Genomic DNA, 14754 nt, shown 5'->3' on the forward strand with positions numbered 1-14754 from the left:
CTCATGACTCAACTGACCCAAATACCTTCTGACGTATCTACAGTCCCATCTCTAACTTGCGGTGAGTTGCTAGTACAATGGCTAGAATATTATGGTGTAGAGACCGTATTTGGTATACCCGGTGTGCACACAGTAGAGCTGTATCGCGGCCTGCCCAATACTGATATTCGTCACGTGACACCGCGTCATGAGCAAGGTGCTGGGTTTATGGCGGATGGCTACTATCGTGCTTCTGGAAAGGTTGGGGTTTGTTTCATTATTACTGGCCCTGGTATGACCAATATCATGACGGCGATGGCACAGGCATTGGCTGATTCTATACCGATGCTGGTGATATCTAGTGTCAATAAAGTCAAAGACACGGGTAGTGAGGAAGGGCACTTACATGAATTACATGATCAGCAAGGCATGGTCAGTAAAGTTGCACTCACGAGTAAGACCATCTGGCAACCTGAGTCGCTACCGAAAGTCATCGCAGAAGCCTTTGCTTTATTTAATGGTGCGCGTCCGGGACCAGTTCATATTCAATTACCAATTGATGTCATCACTGCCGATGCCAGCCATGTTGCCAAACCGCCTAGCGTAAGCAACTCTGCTTCTAGCACAAACGGCTCTAAAGCTAGCCAAGCTAGTAATATCGCTTTGACGCTACCGCAAGTTATGAGACCACTGCCTAATCCTGCGCAGCTTGATTTGATCGTTGAGACGTTAAAATCAGCAAAGAATCCAGTGTTACTTTATGGTGGCGGCTGTGTTGATGTCGATAGTTCGGCACAAAAACTGGCAGAGCTGATCGATGCGCCAACGTTTTTGACGATTAATGCTAAAGGTCTACTACCACCTGCTCATCCGTTGAGTTTAGGCAGTAACCAGTCATTAGAGGCAGGTCGAGCCGTTATCACCGAGGCTGACTTGGTATTGGCCATTGGCACTGAGCTTGGAGAGACTGACTATGATGTTTTCTTTAATGGCGAGTTTAAGATTAATGGCACGTTAATTCGTATCGATTGCGATGCTCAGCAACTGCATCGTCCTTTTAGAGCTGACATCGCGGTATTGTCCGATGCGCAAATGGCGATTAGCGGACTCTGCACACGCTTAGAAAGTCAGGAGTTGAATAATCAAGCATCAGTGCGAGTCGCTGAGGCGAAGCAGGCATTGTTAGCAGATATGACGCCAGATTTTGCTGGTCAAAATGCACTGCTTCAACTTATTCGCGATGAAGTCAAAGACGTCATCTTCGTTGGTGACTCGACACAGATTGTTTATAGCGGCAATCTTGGCTTTGAGGCATTGGCGACCCGTAGATGGTTTAACTCATCGACAGGATTTGGCACGTTAGGTTATGGCTTACCCGCTGCTATTGGTGCGATGGTGGGCTCAAAATCGCCTGTCGTCAGCCTAATGGGTGATGGCGGTATTCAATTTACCATTGCAGAACTCATCTGCGCCGCCGAGCTTGAGCTACCATTGATTGTCCTGCTATGGAACAACCAAGGTTATGGTGAAATCCGCCGCTATATGGAAGAGGGCGGACTACCATTGATTGGTGTCAATATTAAGACACCGAACTTTGAACCTTTAGCAGCAGGATTTGGTGCTGGATATCGCAGAATTACTGACAAACAGCAATTGCTAGAAGCTCTGAAAAAAGACATCAACGGCAAGCAGCCGATTATTTATGAGATTGATGAGACAGATGCATTTATCACTGAGATGGGGCAGAGCTTTACCTGCTTTAGCTAATAGTAATGACATAAGTTAATGACTTATGGTAACGATAGCGACTTAAATGTATTAAAGGCTGGTCACTCAAGGGAAAACGTCTGCAATGTTAAATGCTAACCACTCGTCTAATAGTTTGAATGCATCGCAGGCGAGTTTGTTAGCAGACTTAATGGCCGTGGCTGGCACGCCCAATGTAATGACAAAGCCAAGCCAACAGCAGTCTTATGTACAAGGTGCCATAGAAGCGAATACGGATAATGTGTTGGCTGTCGTAACACCAGACAGTTTAGTGGTTCTATGGCGTGTCATTAATCTTTGTGCAGCAGCAGATACGATTATTATCGCCCAAGCGGCCAACACTGGACTGACAGGTGGCTCAACACCTTACGGTGAGTATGATCGACCGCTAGTGGTTATTTCGATGCAGTCATTGAGCGGTATTCATTTGCTCAATGAGGCAAGAGAGCTGATCGCTTTGCCAGCGGCGACCCTTCAGCAATTAGAGTACACGCTTGCACCTTTAGGGCGTGAGCCGCATTCAGTTTTAGGCTCTAGTTGTGTTGGTGCTTCGGTGATTGGTGGAATCTGCAACAGCTCAGGCGGCATGTTGGTGCAGCGTGGTCCTGCGTATACCGAGATGGCGCTGTTTGCCAAACGTAATACCTCAGGGCAGTTCGAGTTAATCAATCACTTAGGGTTGGATTTGGGAACGCATCCAGAGGAGATGCTTGAAACTCTACAGGCTGGTACATTCAATGAAAATCTGAATAGTACGAACAGTAAAGCCTGTACCAACTACCATTATCAACACAAAGTACGTGATTGCGAAGCGGACACGCCTGCTAGATTTAACAATGACCCCAATGGGCTGTATGAAGCATCGGGTTCAGCAGGCAAGGTCATCGTATTTGCGGTGAGGGTAGCGACCTTTGTCAAACCAACTCAAGAGCAAACATTCTATATCTCGACCAACGACGCAGATACCTTGACCACGCTCAGGCAACAGTGGCTAAAAAGTGCATTGAACCTGCCTGTATTGGCAGAGTATATGCACAAAGACTATAACGACATTACCATGCGTTATGGTCGCGATACTTGCTTAAGTATGCGAAAGCTCCCTGCTAGCAAGATAGGGGCGCTGTACCATCTACAAGCGAGAATTGGCTATTATCTGACTAAATGGCACTTGCCTAAGACACTGCCAGATCGAATATTACAAATAGCATCAAGGTTTATGCCGCCATCATTACCTGCGCCTTTGGCTGAGCAGTCGCAATCATACCGTTATCATTTGATTATCAAAGTGGCTAATGGTTGTGACAATGACTTTAACAATAACAATGATAGCACCAGTGCCAGTCATCAACATATTGCCGCAGCGCAAGCATTTTTACAGTTGCATATGCAGCAGCATGAGGGCGCATTGCATCTTTGTACTGAACAAGAAGGGCAAGCGTTATTGGTGTTTCGTAGTGCTGCCACGGCTGCTATGTTCCGTTATCACAATCTCAATCACACCCAATTTGGTGAGCTACTATCGACTGACATTGCTTTGCCACGTAACGCCACAGATTGGGATGAGACTTTACCTCATCACTTAAAAGAACAAGTCAGTAAAACGTTTTATTTGGGACATTTTTTCTGCCATGTCATGCACCAAGACTATTTATTGAAACCGAAGACCAATGCCAAGCAATTCAAGGAAGACCTGCTGGCGTTTTATAATCAGCGCCATATCGAGTATCCTGCTGAGCACAATGTGGGGCACGTATACCCTGCAAAAACGGAACTACATTATTTTTATAAAAAACTGGACCCAACCAATTCGCTCAACCCAGGTATTGGTCAGACAGAAAAATGGAAAAACTGGCAATCATCGCCCATTAAGGAGAAATTAAATGACGAGTTACATGGATAAGTCGCAGCAGCCGATTTTAGGGAATAATACGGTCGATCCAGAAACGCCAAAAGCAGGACAGTGGCGTGCGGCAATGTGGAAGTTTTTGTTATTTTCAGCATTGGGTATTGCGTTATTTATCATACCGTTCGAGTGGGATGGCAAAGTCACGATTTTATTGGGTGTGTTGACCGATACGCTACAAACCGCATTAGGTGGTTTTGTGACCTATATCACGATGGCGCTCGTGACGATATCCTTTATCGGTGCGCTAGCAGTTAAAGTATTGAAGCCCAATCTGAGTGAAGGTTCGCTTGCCAAAAAACTCTTTGATATTGAATGGTTTTGGCTTGCTATTCGGTTTTTAGGTATGGCATTTGTCTGGATGATTTTTCTACAGGTCGGTCCTGAGTTTATTATCAACCGTAATACGGGCGGTGTCATTTTTGAAGATTTGATTCCTGTTTTGATTCCATTGTTTTTCTTTGCCATTTTATCCCTGCCATTTTTGACTGATTTTGGTTTGATGGAGTTTTTGGGTACTTTAGCCAGTAAAGTATTTATCAAACTTTTCAAACTACCTGGCCGTTCTGCTGTTGATGCAATGTCTTCTTGGTTTGGTGCAGCGTCTATCGGCTTGCTAGTCACTATGCAAGAGTATGATAAAAGCTTCTACAGCCAACGTGAAGCTGCAGTTATCGCGACCACATTTTCAGTTACTTCTATCGCCTTTACCTATGTGGTTGCCAAAACCATCGGCGTAGACAATAACTTCGTCTTCTTTTATCTGACCATTGCGCTAACCGGTTTCATCGCTGCGATTATTATGCCGCGCATACCGCCATTATCGCTCAAGCCTGATACGTATCACTCGGGAAAAAGCATGCTTGATGAAGGCATTCCTGCTGAATATACAACGTATCAATGGGCTGTAAACCGTGCCGTCACTCGCGCGCATTCTATGCCTAGCTTAGGTCAAGTGTTCAAACGCAGCGTCCATAATCTGTTTGATATCTACTTGGGGCTAATTCCAGTCACGTTCGCTATCGGTACGATTGGCCTTGGTTTAGCAGAGTACACGCCTGTCTTTAACTGGATAGCGACACCGTTAGTGCCAGTACTTGAATGGTTACAGATTCCAGAGGCAGCAAAAGCGGCACCTGCCATGATTATGGGTTTTGCGGATATGTACTTGCCAGCATTGGTGGGTAAAAGTATCGAGAGTGAGATGACACGATTCATCGTTGGTGCTGCCTCAATTACTCAGATTATCTACATGTCTGAAGTAGGTGCACTGATTTTAAAATCTAATATTAAGCTTAATGTCTTAGAGCTATTCTTAATCTTTATCCTTCGTACCATTATCAGCTTGGTAGTAATAACGTCTGTGGCGCATCTGCTTTATTAGTCACGCGTCCCATACTAATCAAGCATCTAGCCCAACTATAATTTACAAGTAATCGGTTTTTCTATAGTCAGATAAGCCGATTACTTCCCCATGTTAAGACCACTAAATTTGTAAACATGCTAATTGATGACACGCCCTAATGTTGCGGCAGATGAAGACATATTTATAAAAAAATACAAGGCAATTAACCATGATGGAAACGATAAACTCTAAGGGTATAACCAGACAAAGCGCCATACAAACGGTTCAAGATGAAGTGATGCTGAACGCCGCTTATATCAATGGTGACTGGGTTGCGATTGAAGCGTCTACTGCCGACTCTAAACAAACCAACGCTGATGAAACTGGCTCTGATGAAACAAACAACTATGCCTTGTATGATTCACATTCTGGCGACATCATTACCACCATTCGTTTGTGTACCCAAGCTCATGTAGATACGGCAGTCAACGCTGCTAGCCAAGCATATCCGTCTTGGTCACAAACCACGGTAGACGAACGAGCGGGTTATCTCAATGCCATTGCAGATACAATGGAGCAGCAGTTCGATACATTGGTTGGATTGTCTGTATTAAATAATGGTAAGCCAATCGAAGAAGCAAAAATAGATGTGAGCGATGCTATTGCCTGTTATCGTTATTATGCCAATCTCATCATAAAACAAGCGACTTTGTCTGAGGTGCTTACCAGTGAGTCGAGCATACGCTTGCTAAAAACCTATGCGCCTGTTGGTATTTGCTCACTCATCGTACCTTGGAATTTTCCAATGGTCACGACTGCTTGGAAGGTAGCGCCAGCCATAGCAGCAGGTTGCACTGTGATCTTAAAACCATCTGAGGTGACACTATTACCAGAGCTGATGTTGGGCAATATTTTATCTGAGGTAGGACTGCCAAAAGGGGTGGTTAATATCCTACCTGGTGCAGCCGAAGTAGGGGCTGCCATGACCAGTCATCCGCTAATTGATAAAGTTTCCTTTACCGGTAGCAATGTAGTCGGTGAAAAGGTCATGAGCCAAGCGGCAAAAGGTATCAAAGATATCAGCCTAGAGCTTGGTGGTAAGTCGGCCATTGTCGTATGTGCTGATGTAGATATCGACTACGCTTGTGATTTAATCATCGGTGGTATATTTACCAATGCTGGTCAAATATGTTCAGCGACTTCAAGGTTGCTTGTTCATGAAAACATTGCTCAGTCATTGTTTGAAACGTTGAAGGCTAAGACAGAAAGCCTCAAAATAGGTGATGGCTTCGCTGTGGATACACAAATGGGGCCAATGGTTAGCGAGCAACAGTTAAATCAGGTCAAAAAATACTTTGATATTGCAGTGAATGAAAATCTTGAGTGTTTGACGGGCGGTGAGATAGTAGAGGGGTCAGGATACTTTGCAACCCCAACGATTTATACAGACGTACCAGTAACCAGTCAGTTATGGATAGAAGAAATATTTGGACCGGTATTGGTGTGTAAAACCTTTACAGAGAAGGCAGAAGCGATCGCCTTAGCTAATGACAGTAAGTTTGCCTTGGCAGCTTCTATTGTCAGTGCTGATGAAACTCAAGCATTGGAGATGGCATTACAAATTCAAGCAGGTCATATCTGGATTAATGAGCAACAAATCGTGTTGCCTGAAACTGGGTGGGGCGGGTTTAAACAAAGTGGTATTGGACGTGAGCTAGGCGTAGATGGCTTATCTGCGTATCAGAAAAGCAAACATGTGTTATTGCCGTATTAGCATTGCTTGATTAAACAAGTGGAATTTTTCAGGCTAACGATTAATCATTAGCCTAATTTTTATTGCGTAAAGTAACTTTACTAGACTAGAGTCATCATTCGAGATAAAATTGAGCAATCATTCAAATTTATTGCTGTGCTCATACTTATATGAAGCCATGGCTGTTGCAATGGAAAAACTATGTCACGTACTGCACTTTATAATCGTCATGACTCCTTAGAACGAGCCTTAAAGCTTTTTTGGCAAAAAGGTTTTCATGCTACCTCTTTAAAAGACATAGAATTAGCGCTCGATATGCGGCCGGGCAGTATTTATGCCGCGTTTGGTAGTAAAGATGGCTTGTTCCAAGAAGCTTTAGATTATTATGCTCGCTCAGGGTTGACTGAGCTTGAACGTATATTGAGTCAGCAGCCATCGCCTTTGTTGGGATTGGCAGCTTACTTACGTCAGCTTGGTGGTATTCGTGACAAAGAGCTACCGAGTCGAGCGTGTATGTTAGTCAAAAGCTTGTTAGAACTGGGTGCCCGTGAGCAAGCGGCACTACAAAAAGTAGAGATGTTGCTGGCAGGTATGGAGACACGTTTTGTAGGTTACTTTACCGAAGCGCAGCGTCTAGGTGAGATGGATAGCGAGCTAGATCCGACGAGACTAGCACGCCGTTTACAGGCCGAAGTGATGGGGCTACGGGCTTTTGCGCAGCGTGATGTAGACAGTACGGCAGTACATGCATTGGCTGAAGACATGGCACTCTCCATAGAAGCGCTACGTATCGATGAACATGCTACTGTTTAATCTTTATACTATTAAAAACTGATATCGTTAAAATCGATTTCACTAGAAATTCATATTACTAGAAATTGATACCACTAAAAACTAATATCACTAGAAGTTAACACTATAAAAAAGGGTTGTAGAGGAACTGTGTAGTCTCGGGCTACACAATTCCTCTACAACCCTTAATGTTATAAAACCAACCATCATTTAGATGACTTAGTCTGGCATGTCAGCCAATTGTTGCAAAATACTCTTATAATTTTCAATACCTTGAGCACCGCTGATGAGGTGACGCTCATTGAAAACCATAGATGGCACACTTTGAATGCCTTGTTGCTGCCAGTGTTGTTTTTCTTTTTCTACTGCTGCAGCAAAACGCTGATCTTCTAAGACTGCTAATGCTTCGCTGCGATCCAACCCAACGTCGGCCGCAACATCTGCAAGTACGGTACTGTCAGCTACATTTTTATTATCGACGAAGTGTGCGACGAACAATGCTTGTTTTAGGTCGTGCATACGTCCTTGCTGATCGGCCCAATACAGCAACTGATGCGTATTAAAAGTATTGTAAGTACGAAACTCATCGGTAAACTGAAAATTAAACCCAGCTTCTGCACCTGCTGCTGTCATTCTAGCTCGGTTCTCTTTAATGTCCTCAGCAGTTGTACCATACTTCTCCATAATATGCTCACGATAGTTTCGTCCTTCGTGCGGCGTATTAGGATTTAACTCAAATGGGTGCCAGTGAATCTCGTGCGGAGTGTTGGTCTGTTTTAATGCCTCGGCTAGTTGACTATAACCGATAGCGCACCAAGGGCACACAACGTCTGACACAATGTCTATTCGTAAGGGTTTTTTTGCCTGTTCCATAGTATCTCTCATTAGCGATAAATTAAAATGAAAAACTGCTGCCCGAAGATGTTTCGAACAACAGTATGAAAACATCAAATGAACTGTGTCAGCGTTAGCTGAAAAACGTATTAGTCAGCTTTGTGCCATTCAAATTTTTGGAATGGTTTGTCGATTGGTGTATTAGCTAGGTGGTTCGTGTAGTTGCTCATTACTTTTTGAGCAGCACCAAGAATAACTTCAAGAATCTGACGCTTAGTGTAGCCTGCATCTAAAAACGCTTGAACAGCGCTGTCATCAACGTTACCACGATTACGGACTACAGATAGTGTGAAGGTACGCAATGCTTCCAATTTTTCAGTTGGTAGTGGCGTTTCATCACGTAATGCATCAGTGATAGCGTCATCTACTTTCATGCTCTTAGCAATACCAGTATGTGCAGGTACACAGTAATGGCAAGCATGTTCAACGTTGATAGTTTGCCATACCACAGTGGTTTCTTCATCATCAAAGCTGCTGTCTAAAAACAGTTGATGTAGACGTTGATAGCCTTCGAGCAAGCCAGGTGCTTCAGCCATTACAGCGTGTAGGTTAGGTACCATACCAAATGCTTTGATAGAAGAATCAAGTAAGTCTTTGCTTTCTGCTGGGGCTGTGTCTTTGTCGTGTAGAGTAAAATCAGTCATATTAAAACCTTTTATTCATTATTAATAAATTGTTGTAAAGTAAGTGTGCAAGTGACTAAAGAAACAAACATTTATTTGAGCGAACACTCATATTAATAAATGATATTTTCGTGAGTCGCTTAACAACTGCAACCACTATAATTCATTTTGAGCAATCGTTCAAATATTATTTGAACGATTGCTCAAGTTATTTGTAAATTTCGTTTACATTTAGAACGGGTTAATAAAGTAATGATTGTGAAGGCTTTGATAGATAAGGGTTTACAAACACAATAGATATTAAAAAATTTACCCTACCTAAAAGTGAATTTTAGATAAGGTCACAGGTGAGTTTGGTCATTTTACGATTGACCGATAAGTTTACTTGCTTTTAGAAGGCTTACCTTTGGGAGGTTTATCTTTGAATGGCATGATGAGCAAATTCCATAACGATGCATTTTGCTCGGGTAATGGATACTCTTTTAGACCAATATCTAACTCGCTGTCAGATTTCTTTGCTTCACTCTTATAGCTGCCAAACAGCTTGTCCCACCAAATAACGCTAAAACCGTAGTTTGAATTGGTCTCGCTCACACGTTTACTGTGGTGGATACGATGCAAAATCTGGGTCATCAATATTAAGCGCAAGGGCTTTTCGATCGCAGGTGCTAGGCGAATATTGGCGTGATTGAACATCGCCAGTCCATTTAGGGCAATCTCAAAAATCAGCACGGCGATTGCAGGCACCCCCAACAAGGTGACAGCAATAAGCTTCACTACAATGCTCAATAAGATTTCTATAGGATGAAATCTCAGCCCCGTACTGGTATCAATGTGCGCATCGGCATGATGTACTCTATGTAAGCGCCATAGAATAGGGACGCGATGAAACAGTCGATGCTGCCAATAGATAACGATGTCAAGCAATAGCAAGCTCAGTATGATGACTACAATACTTGGTAATTCAATGATATTAAATAAGCCGATACCATGCTGTTGGTTGTATAGCGCTACAGCTGTCAGACCAATAGGTACGGCCAACCGTGTGACAATAGAAGCTGCAACCACCAAGCTAAAGTTAGCAAACCAGCGTTTACTACTTTTGATTGGGGATTTACGTGCAGGCATACGCCATTCAAGCATCATCATGATGACTAAGACGCTAAAAAAAACGCCAAGTCTCCACCATACTTCATTTGTCATTGGTTAACTCTTCACTGTTTTTATGGATATGGTTTTTGATGAACGTCAGTCTCTAGCTGTTTGAGTGTATGGTAGCCCCCATGGATGCGGGTGAATATTGTGACGGCACAAGCAGTCGCAAAGATACCAGCAAGGAGTGAGAAGTGCTGCGGCCAAAGACAAAACGCCACAAACAGCGCGATGGTTTCGGTTCCTTCAGTCAGGCCGTTTAGATAGTAGAAACTCTTGTACTTAAACTGCGGCTTGTCCAGATTGAACTTTTCTGCTGCAATGGCAAATGCCAAAAAGCTTGAGCCAGTACCAATGAAAGTGGCTAATAATATCGAGCCTGCAATGGCGTTTTGTTCAGGATTTGCCAAAATAAAGCCAAGCGGTATGGCTGCATAAAATAAAAAATCGAGCGTAATGTCCAAATAGCCACCAGCGCTTGAGCTTTGGTTGGCATGTCGAGCCAGAGCACCATCCAGACCATCAAAAACGCGATTCACTGCAATGGCTGCAAGCGCCCCATACCAAAACTCAAACGCGAGTAATGGTAAGGCTAGCATGCCAATCAAAAACCCCATCATCGTGAGTTGATCTGCTGTGACACCGCGCTTATGCAGTACGACAACCACAGAGGTCAGTATTGGTTTGATGATGGGCGTGATAAATTTGTCGAGCATGCGAATGGCCTTCTGTAAATCGCGTTGATGTCTAAGACAATCAGGTTAAATGAATAACTTTGCCGCCTGCTGCTTCGGCATCGCTATGGTCATGCGTCACCATAATCGCAGGCAGTTTGAACGTGCGAATTTGCTCAAATACCAACTGACGTGTATCGACTCTAAGCTGTGTGTCCAACTTACTAAATGGCTCATCGAGCAATATGGCTTTTGGCTCACTCATCAAGGTTCGTAGTAGGGCGATTCGTGCTTGCTGTCCCCCTGATAAGTTATCAGGATGTCGACTACCCATGCCTGCCAATCCAACTTGCTCTAATGCTTGTTCGATTTTTTCTAAACGCTGTTTTTTATTACCTTTGGGCATAGCAAAGGCGATATTTCCGGCAACGGATAAATGTGAAAACAGCAAAGGGTCTTGATACAGCACCCCAATATGGCGTAAATGCGGCGGAAGTTGGCACACGTTTTCATCATTTAACCAAGCTTCGCCCGTGGCATGGAAACCGCTGGGCAATGTACCTGTTAGCCAGTTCAAAAAGCTCGATTTACCACTACCAGATGGCCCCATAACGGTGAGTATATCACCGCCAAAAATTTGCTCATCTATGCCTAGTAGACGCGTGTCTTCTCGATATAGCTCTAAGTTTCTTATCTCTAAAGATGGTGACATCAAAACCCCTTTATTCGTATTGTCATTATTGGCTTATGTAGGGCGTGTTAATGAGTGTTGTTTTTGCCACTTCTAAAAATATATTTAGGGAGCAGACTTGCCAGTATAAAACCAATCAGCGGTAGTGCCATTTGGATGATGGCATAGACCGCACTAGTGCGCCTACTGGCCCCATTCGCGAGTGTCACGGCTTCTGTAGTGATGGTTGCAATACGTCCGCCACCTGCCAATAACGTCGGTAAATATTGGCCGAAGCTGATCGCTAGGCCCAGTGCAACGGCAATCAAAATGGGCGTAAACAGTTGTGGTAGTTTAACCTGAAAAAACACTTTTATAGGTGTCGAACCTAAGCTTGCTGCCACATTCGCAAAACGTGGGTCTAAGCGTCGATAGCTGCTAGCCAGCGATAAAAACACATAGGGCAGTACAAATAATAAATGTGTAAATGCCACATTAAAAAACGCCGCTTGGTTATTAACCAACTGCTGTAGCCAAACCAAGCCAAACAAGAAAGCGATGCTAGGCACCAGCAGCGGCAAGTAAATGATTAAGCTGGTAAAGTTTGAAAGTCGCTTTGCACTTAATTGCTCGGCTTCCAAACATAATAATGTGAGTACAATAGCAAAGAGTGTGCTCACTAGGCCGATAGCAATGGTATTAAAGAGTGGCGTACCCATTTGCATAAAGGCGCTTTGGAAATGTAGCAATACAAACTGTTCTGGCAAAGCGTCTGGAAACCGCCAAAACCCAGCCACTGACCACATGGCAAGACCAATGAGTGACATGAACATAAAGCCAATGACCACAGTAGTCATAGTGGCCGTGATTCTCTGACAGACAGCATCTCCATAATTGCGTTTACCATTGGTTAGTGAGCTACAGAATAGTATTTTTACTATTTGCTCACCGCCAAGCCATAAAGCGATCAAGCCACCCGTCAATGCCAGCTGTAATAGTGCCCCTGCTGATGCTTTTATACGTAAATTCAGGTCCACGTCATTGAACCATTGCATGATAGTGACTGCAAGTGTGGGCGGTGTATTCGGGCCCAATATCAATGGCATCTCTACGCTGGCACTGGCATAGGCAAGCACTGCCAAAATCGGCAAACGCAGCAATGGATATAGCAGAGGAAATACCGATTTAAAAAAGGCGGCAATCGGGTAATAACCCAGATTTAATGCGACTTTATACTGTTGACGCAGTTTTTTACCAAGCTCTGGTTGTGCCAAAGCACCCAATGCGATTAATAATAAAAAAGGCAGTTCTTTCAACGTCAAGCCCAGAATGATACTGATACCGTAGGGGTCATGAGGAAATATCCCCTCTGGTGACATTTCCCAACCGCTTAACCATGGTGAAATTAATCGTGAAAACATACCAGAAGGCGCAATGAGAAAACCAACGGCAATCGCCGCTGCGGCATGAGGAATCACTAAAATGGGGCTTAGCAAATGCTCGATACGCGTGAGCCAAACACTATTGAAAAACGCTGCCAGTATCATAAGTGTCATGACAAAAGCGAGCAGAGTACTGATGAGTCCAGTTGCCAGGCTAAGCGCCACCATCTGGGTAAGACCTGGCGTCATCCAAAGATCTTTAAACCCTTGTAGACTGATGGTCGTCTGGTCAAGCGCGGGCACCCAGCTAAACGCAGGCAATAACACACTAATCAGTCCGCCGAGTACCGGTAGCACCAGTATCAGCAATAAAAGCTTTGGACTAGATATGGCAATGCGCGTAAATAGGTCTTTTTTATAAGGAGTGGCAATTGCCGTACAATTATTGACGCTGCCTTTATTTATATCATTTATATTGACACTGCTTTGAGCGGCCTTGTCATTCAAATCTTTATTCATGGGCGAACCCCGTAGCGTGCTTGCCAGCCTTCCATGATTGCTTCAACCCAACTTGGGTGTGGCTCGCTCACTGTGCGTGTAATACTATCAAACGGCAGGGCACTGGGATGGGGTTTGTTGGTTTTGAACAAGGCTTGCTGCTCAGAGGTGAGGGTAGACTGGACGAGTACGGTTTTGTCACCCCATACAGAAGGCGTTTGTTTTTTGGCTTGTGCCTCTGGACTCATCAAAAAGTTAGCGACGAGCTGTGCTGCTTGTGGATGGCTGGCATTATAAGGAATGGCCACAAAGTGAGTATTACTCAAGCTACCATCGCTCATCGCATAGCTACGAATACTTTCAGGTAAGTCATAACGCTGCACAGCTGCTGGAACTTCAGGGGCTGAAAAGCTGAACGCTAAACTAAGTTCGGTATCATCGACCAACCGACGCATTTGCGCACCCGTTTGTACAAACTGCTCACCCCTGCGCCAAAGCGTCGGATGCAAGTCATCTAAGAATGCCCATAGTGGGTCGAGGACAATCGCTCTATTTTGCTCAGTGACAGGCATATTGAGCTGAGCGCTGGTATTCTCGCCAGTATCAGCATCGTGTTGCTCATGCAGCATGACCAAGGCATATTTCAAAAAGCTCATGCCTAAAAAGTCAGGTGGTTTTGGATAGCTAAAGCGACCGGGATTTTGTTTTGTCCAAGTCGTTAGTTCTTTTAAGGTAGTGGGTGGCTTTTTGACGGATAGATTGTCGTAATAAAAAGTCAGTGACGCTTGTCCCCATGGTGCTTCCATACCATTGGTCGGTACACCAAAATCAAAGGTAACAGCAGGGTTGTTATCAGGGTCAGTGAGGGTAAAATTAGGCAGCTTGTTTGCCCACTGTTTGAGCAATAGTGAATTCTCACTCATGGTGGCAAAGTTTGCGCCATTAATCCAAATCAGATCTACGCTACCTTGGTCATTGTTGTTGGCTGACTTTTCTGCCAATACTCGACTAACCGCTTCGCTGGTATCTGTGAGTTTGACATGGACCAAGTTGATGTTATATTTCTCATCAACTTGCTTGGCTGCCCATTGTAAATAGGCATTGATTTGAGGGTCGCCGCCCCACGCATAGAAGTAAACGTCTTGATTTTTACCCTGAGACTCAACCTGCTGCCAAGGTGATTCCTTGCCATCACTGCTGCCTATATTAGGGGAGGCAGTGCTAGCAGAGATACCGATACAAACGCTTAGCGCCATAGCATAAGAGCTATAGCGCATGACGTTTTTTAATGCTGGCAAGGATTTAAGAACGTGCATTGATGG

General features: G+C 44.2%; 12 protein-coding genes. 5 read left to right on the plus strand and 7 right to left on the minus strand.

Going from position 1 to position 14754, the window contains the following annotated elements; translation table 11 throughout:
• The first annotated feature begins 3 nt into the window (after window positions 1-3).
• The 5 genes from JMW61_RS09380 (at window position 4) to JMW61_RS09400 (ending at window position 7560) form a co-directional block, all read left to right on the plus strand.
• A complete protein-coding gene (locus tag JMW61_RS09380) occupies window positions 4-1746 on the plus strand; it encodes a 5-guanidino-2-oxopentanoate decarboxylase (RefSeq protein WP_201550755.1) in 1743 nt (580 codons plus the stop codon).
• Between the two features lie 85 nt (window positions 1747-1831).
• Window positions 1832-3646 carry a D-lactate dehydrogenase gene (gene dld, locus JMW61_RS09385; protein WP_201550757.1) on the plus strand — a complete coding sequence of 605 codons (1815 nt, stop codon included), beginning with the start codon at window positions 1832-1834 and terminating at the stop codon, window positions 3644-3646.
• Entirely contained in the window at window positions 3627-5033 is a 1407-nt protein-coding gene (locus JMW61_RS09390; protein WP_201550759.1) for a YjiH family protein, read from the plus strand. The genes dld and JMW61_RS09390 overlap by 20 nt, the downstream gene beginning before the upstream one ends.
• Window positions 5034-5223: 190 nt before the next feature.
• The gene (locus JMW61_RS09395; RefSeq protein ID WP_227687434.1) at window positions 5224-6768 is read left to right on the plus strand and encodes an aldehyde dehydrogenase family protein; all 1545 of its coding nucleotides are present in this window, start codon (window positions 5224-5226) and stop codon (window positions 6766-6768) included.
• Between the two features lie 180 nt (window positions 6769-6948).
• Complete coding sequence (locus JMW61_RS09400) at window positions 6949-7560, plus strand: TetR/AcrR family transcriptional regulator (protein WP_201550761.1); 612 nt, start codon at window positions 6949-6951, stop codon at window positions 7558-7560.
• A 198-nt stretch (window positions 7561-7758) separates the two neighbouring features.
• Here the strand turns inward: JMW61_RS09400 and JMW61_RS09405 are convergent, their stop codons facing one another.
• From JMW61_RS09405 to JMW61_RS09435, 7 genes are all read right to left on the minus strand, one after another.
• Window positions 7759-8412, minus strand: coding sequence for a DsbA family oxidoreductase (locus tag JMW61_RS09405; protein ID WP_201550763.1), 654 nt, complete (start codon window positions 8410-8412; stop codon window positions 7759-7761).
• A gap of 110 nt (window positions 8413-8522) precedes the next feature.
• Window positions 8523-9077, minus strand: a complete 555-nt coding sequence (locus JMW61_RS09410; RefSeq protein ID WP_194196790.1) for a carboxymuconolactone decarboxylase family protein — start codon at window positions 9075-9077, stop codon at window positions 8523-8525.
• Between the two features lie 360 nt (window positions 9078-9437).
• Window positions 9438-10259 (minus strand): sterol desaturase family protein, encoded by an 822-nt coding sequence (locus tag JMW61_RS09415; protein ID WP_194196789.1) that lies wholly within the window; start codon window positions 10257-10259, stop codon window positions 9438-9440.
• A gap of 20 nt (window positions 10260-10279) precedes the next feature.
• Window positions 10280-10924 carry a CDP-alcohol phosphatidyltransferase family protein gene (locus tag JMW61_RS09420; protein ID WP_194196788.1) on the minus strand — a complete coding sequence of 215 codons (645 nt, stop codon included), beginning with the start codon at window positions 10922-10924 and terminating at the stop codon, window positions 10280-10282.
• Window positions 10925-10964: 40 nt separating this feature from the next.
• The gene (locus tag JMW61_RS09425) at window positions 10965-11594 is read right to left on the minus strand and encodes an ATP-binding cassette domain-containing protein (protein WP_110922831.1); all 630 of its coding nucleotides are present in this window, start codon (window positions 11592-11594) and stop codon (window positions 10965-10967) included.
• Window positions 11595-11641: 47 nt separating this feature from the next.
• Window positions 11642-13453: an ABC transporter permease gene (locus JMW61_RS09430; protein ID WP_201550765.1), complete on the minus strand. Its 1812-nt coding sequence runs from the start codon at window positions 13451-13453 to the stop codon at window positions 11642-11644.
• A complete protein-coding gene (locus JMW61_RS09435; protein WP_201550767.1) occupies window positions 13450-14748 on the minus strand; it encodes an ABC transporter substrate-binding protein in 1299 nt (432 codons plus the stop codon). Before JMW61_RS09435 ends, JMW61_RS09430 begins: the two co-directional genes overlap by 4 nt.
• Window positions 14749-14754 lie beyond the last annotated feature (6 nt).

This window comes from Psychrobacter fjordensis, from assembly GCF_904845995.1.
Taxonomy (GTDB): Bacteria; Pseudomonadota; Gammaproteobacteria; order Pseudomonadales; family Moraxellaceae; genus Psychrobacter; species Psychrobacter fjordensis.

Excerpts from the sequence above, each read along its gene's own strand:
- JMW61_RS09380 (WP_201550755.1), top strand. The coding sequence starts at position 4 with ATGACTCAACTGACCCAAATACCTTCTGACGTATCTACAGTCCCATCT.
- dld (WP_201550757.1), top strand. The coding sequence starts at position 1,832 with ATGTTAAATGCTAACCACTCGTCTAATAGTTTGAATGCATCGCAGGCG.
- JMW61_RS09390 (WP_201550759.1), top strand. The coding sequence starts at position 3,627 with ATGACGAGTTACATGGATAAGTCGCAGCAGCCGATTTTAGGGAATAAT.
- JMW61_RS09395 (WP_227687434.1), top strand. The coding sequence starts at position 5,224 with ATGATGGAAACGATAAACTCTAAGGGTATAACCAGACAAAGCGCCATA.
- JMW61_RS09400 (WP_201550761.1), top strand. The coding sequence starts at position 6,949 with ATGTCACGTACTGCACTTTATAATCGTCATGACTCCTTAGAACGAGCC.
- JMW61_RS09405 (WP_201550763.1), bottom strand. The coding sequence starts at position 8,412 with ATGGAACAGGCAAAAAAACCCTTACGAATAGACATTGTGTCAGACGTT.
- JMW61_RS09410 (WP_194196790.1), bottom strand. The coding sequence starts at position 9,077 with ATGACTGATTTTACTCTACACGACAAAGACACAGCCCCAGCAGAAAGC.
- JMW61_RS09415 (WP_194196789.1), bottom strand. The coding sequence starts at position 10,259 with ATGACAAATGAAGTATGGTGGAGACTTGGCGTTTTTTTTAGCGTCTTA.
- JMW61_RS09420 (WP_194196788.1), bottom strand. The coding sequence starts at position 10,924 with ATGCTCGACAAATTTATCACGCCCATCATCAAACCAATACTGACCTCT.
- JMW61_RS09425 (WP_110922831.1), bottom strand. The coding sequence starts at position 11,594 with ATGTCACCATCTTTAGAGATAAGAAACTTAGAGCTATATCGAGAAGAC.
- JMW61_RS09430 (WP_201550765.1), bottom strand. The coding sequence starts at position 13,453 with ATGAATAAAGATTTGAATGACAAGGCCGCTCAAAGCAGTGTCAATATA.
- JMW61_RS09435 (WP_201550767.1), bottom strand. The coding sequence starts at position 14,748 with ATGCACGTTCTTAAATCCTTGCCAGCATTAAAAAACGTCATGCGCTAT.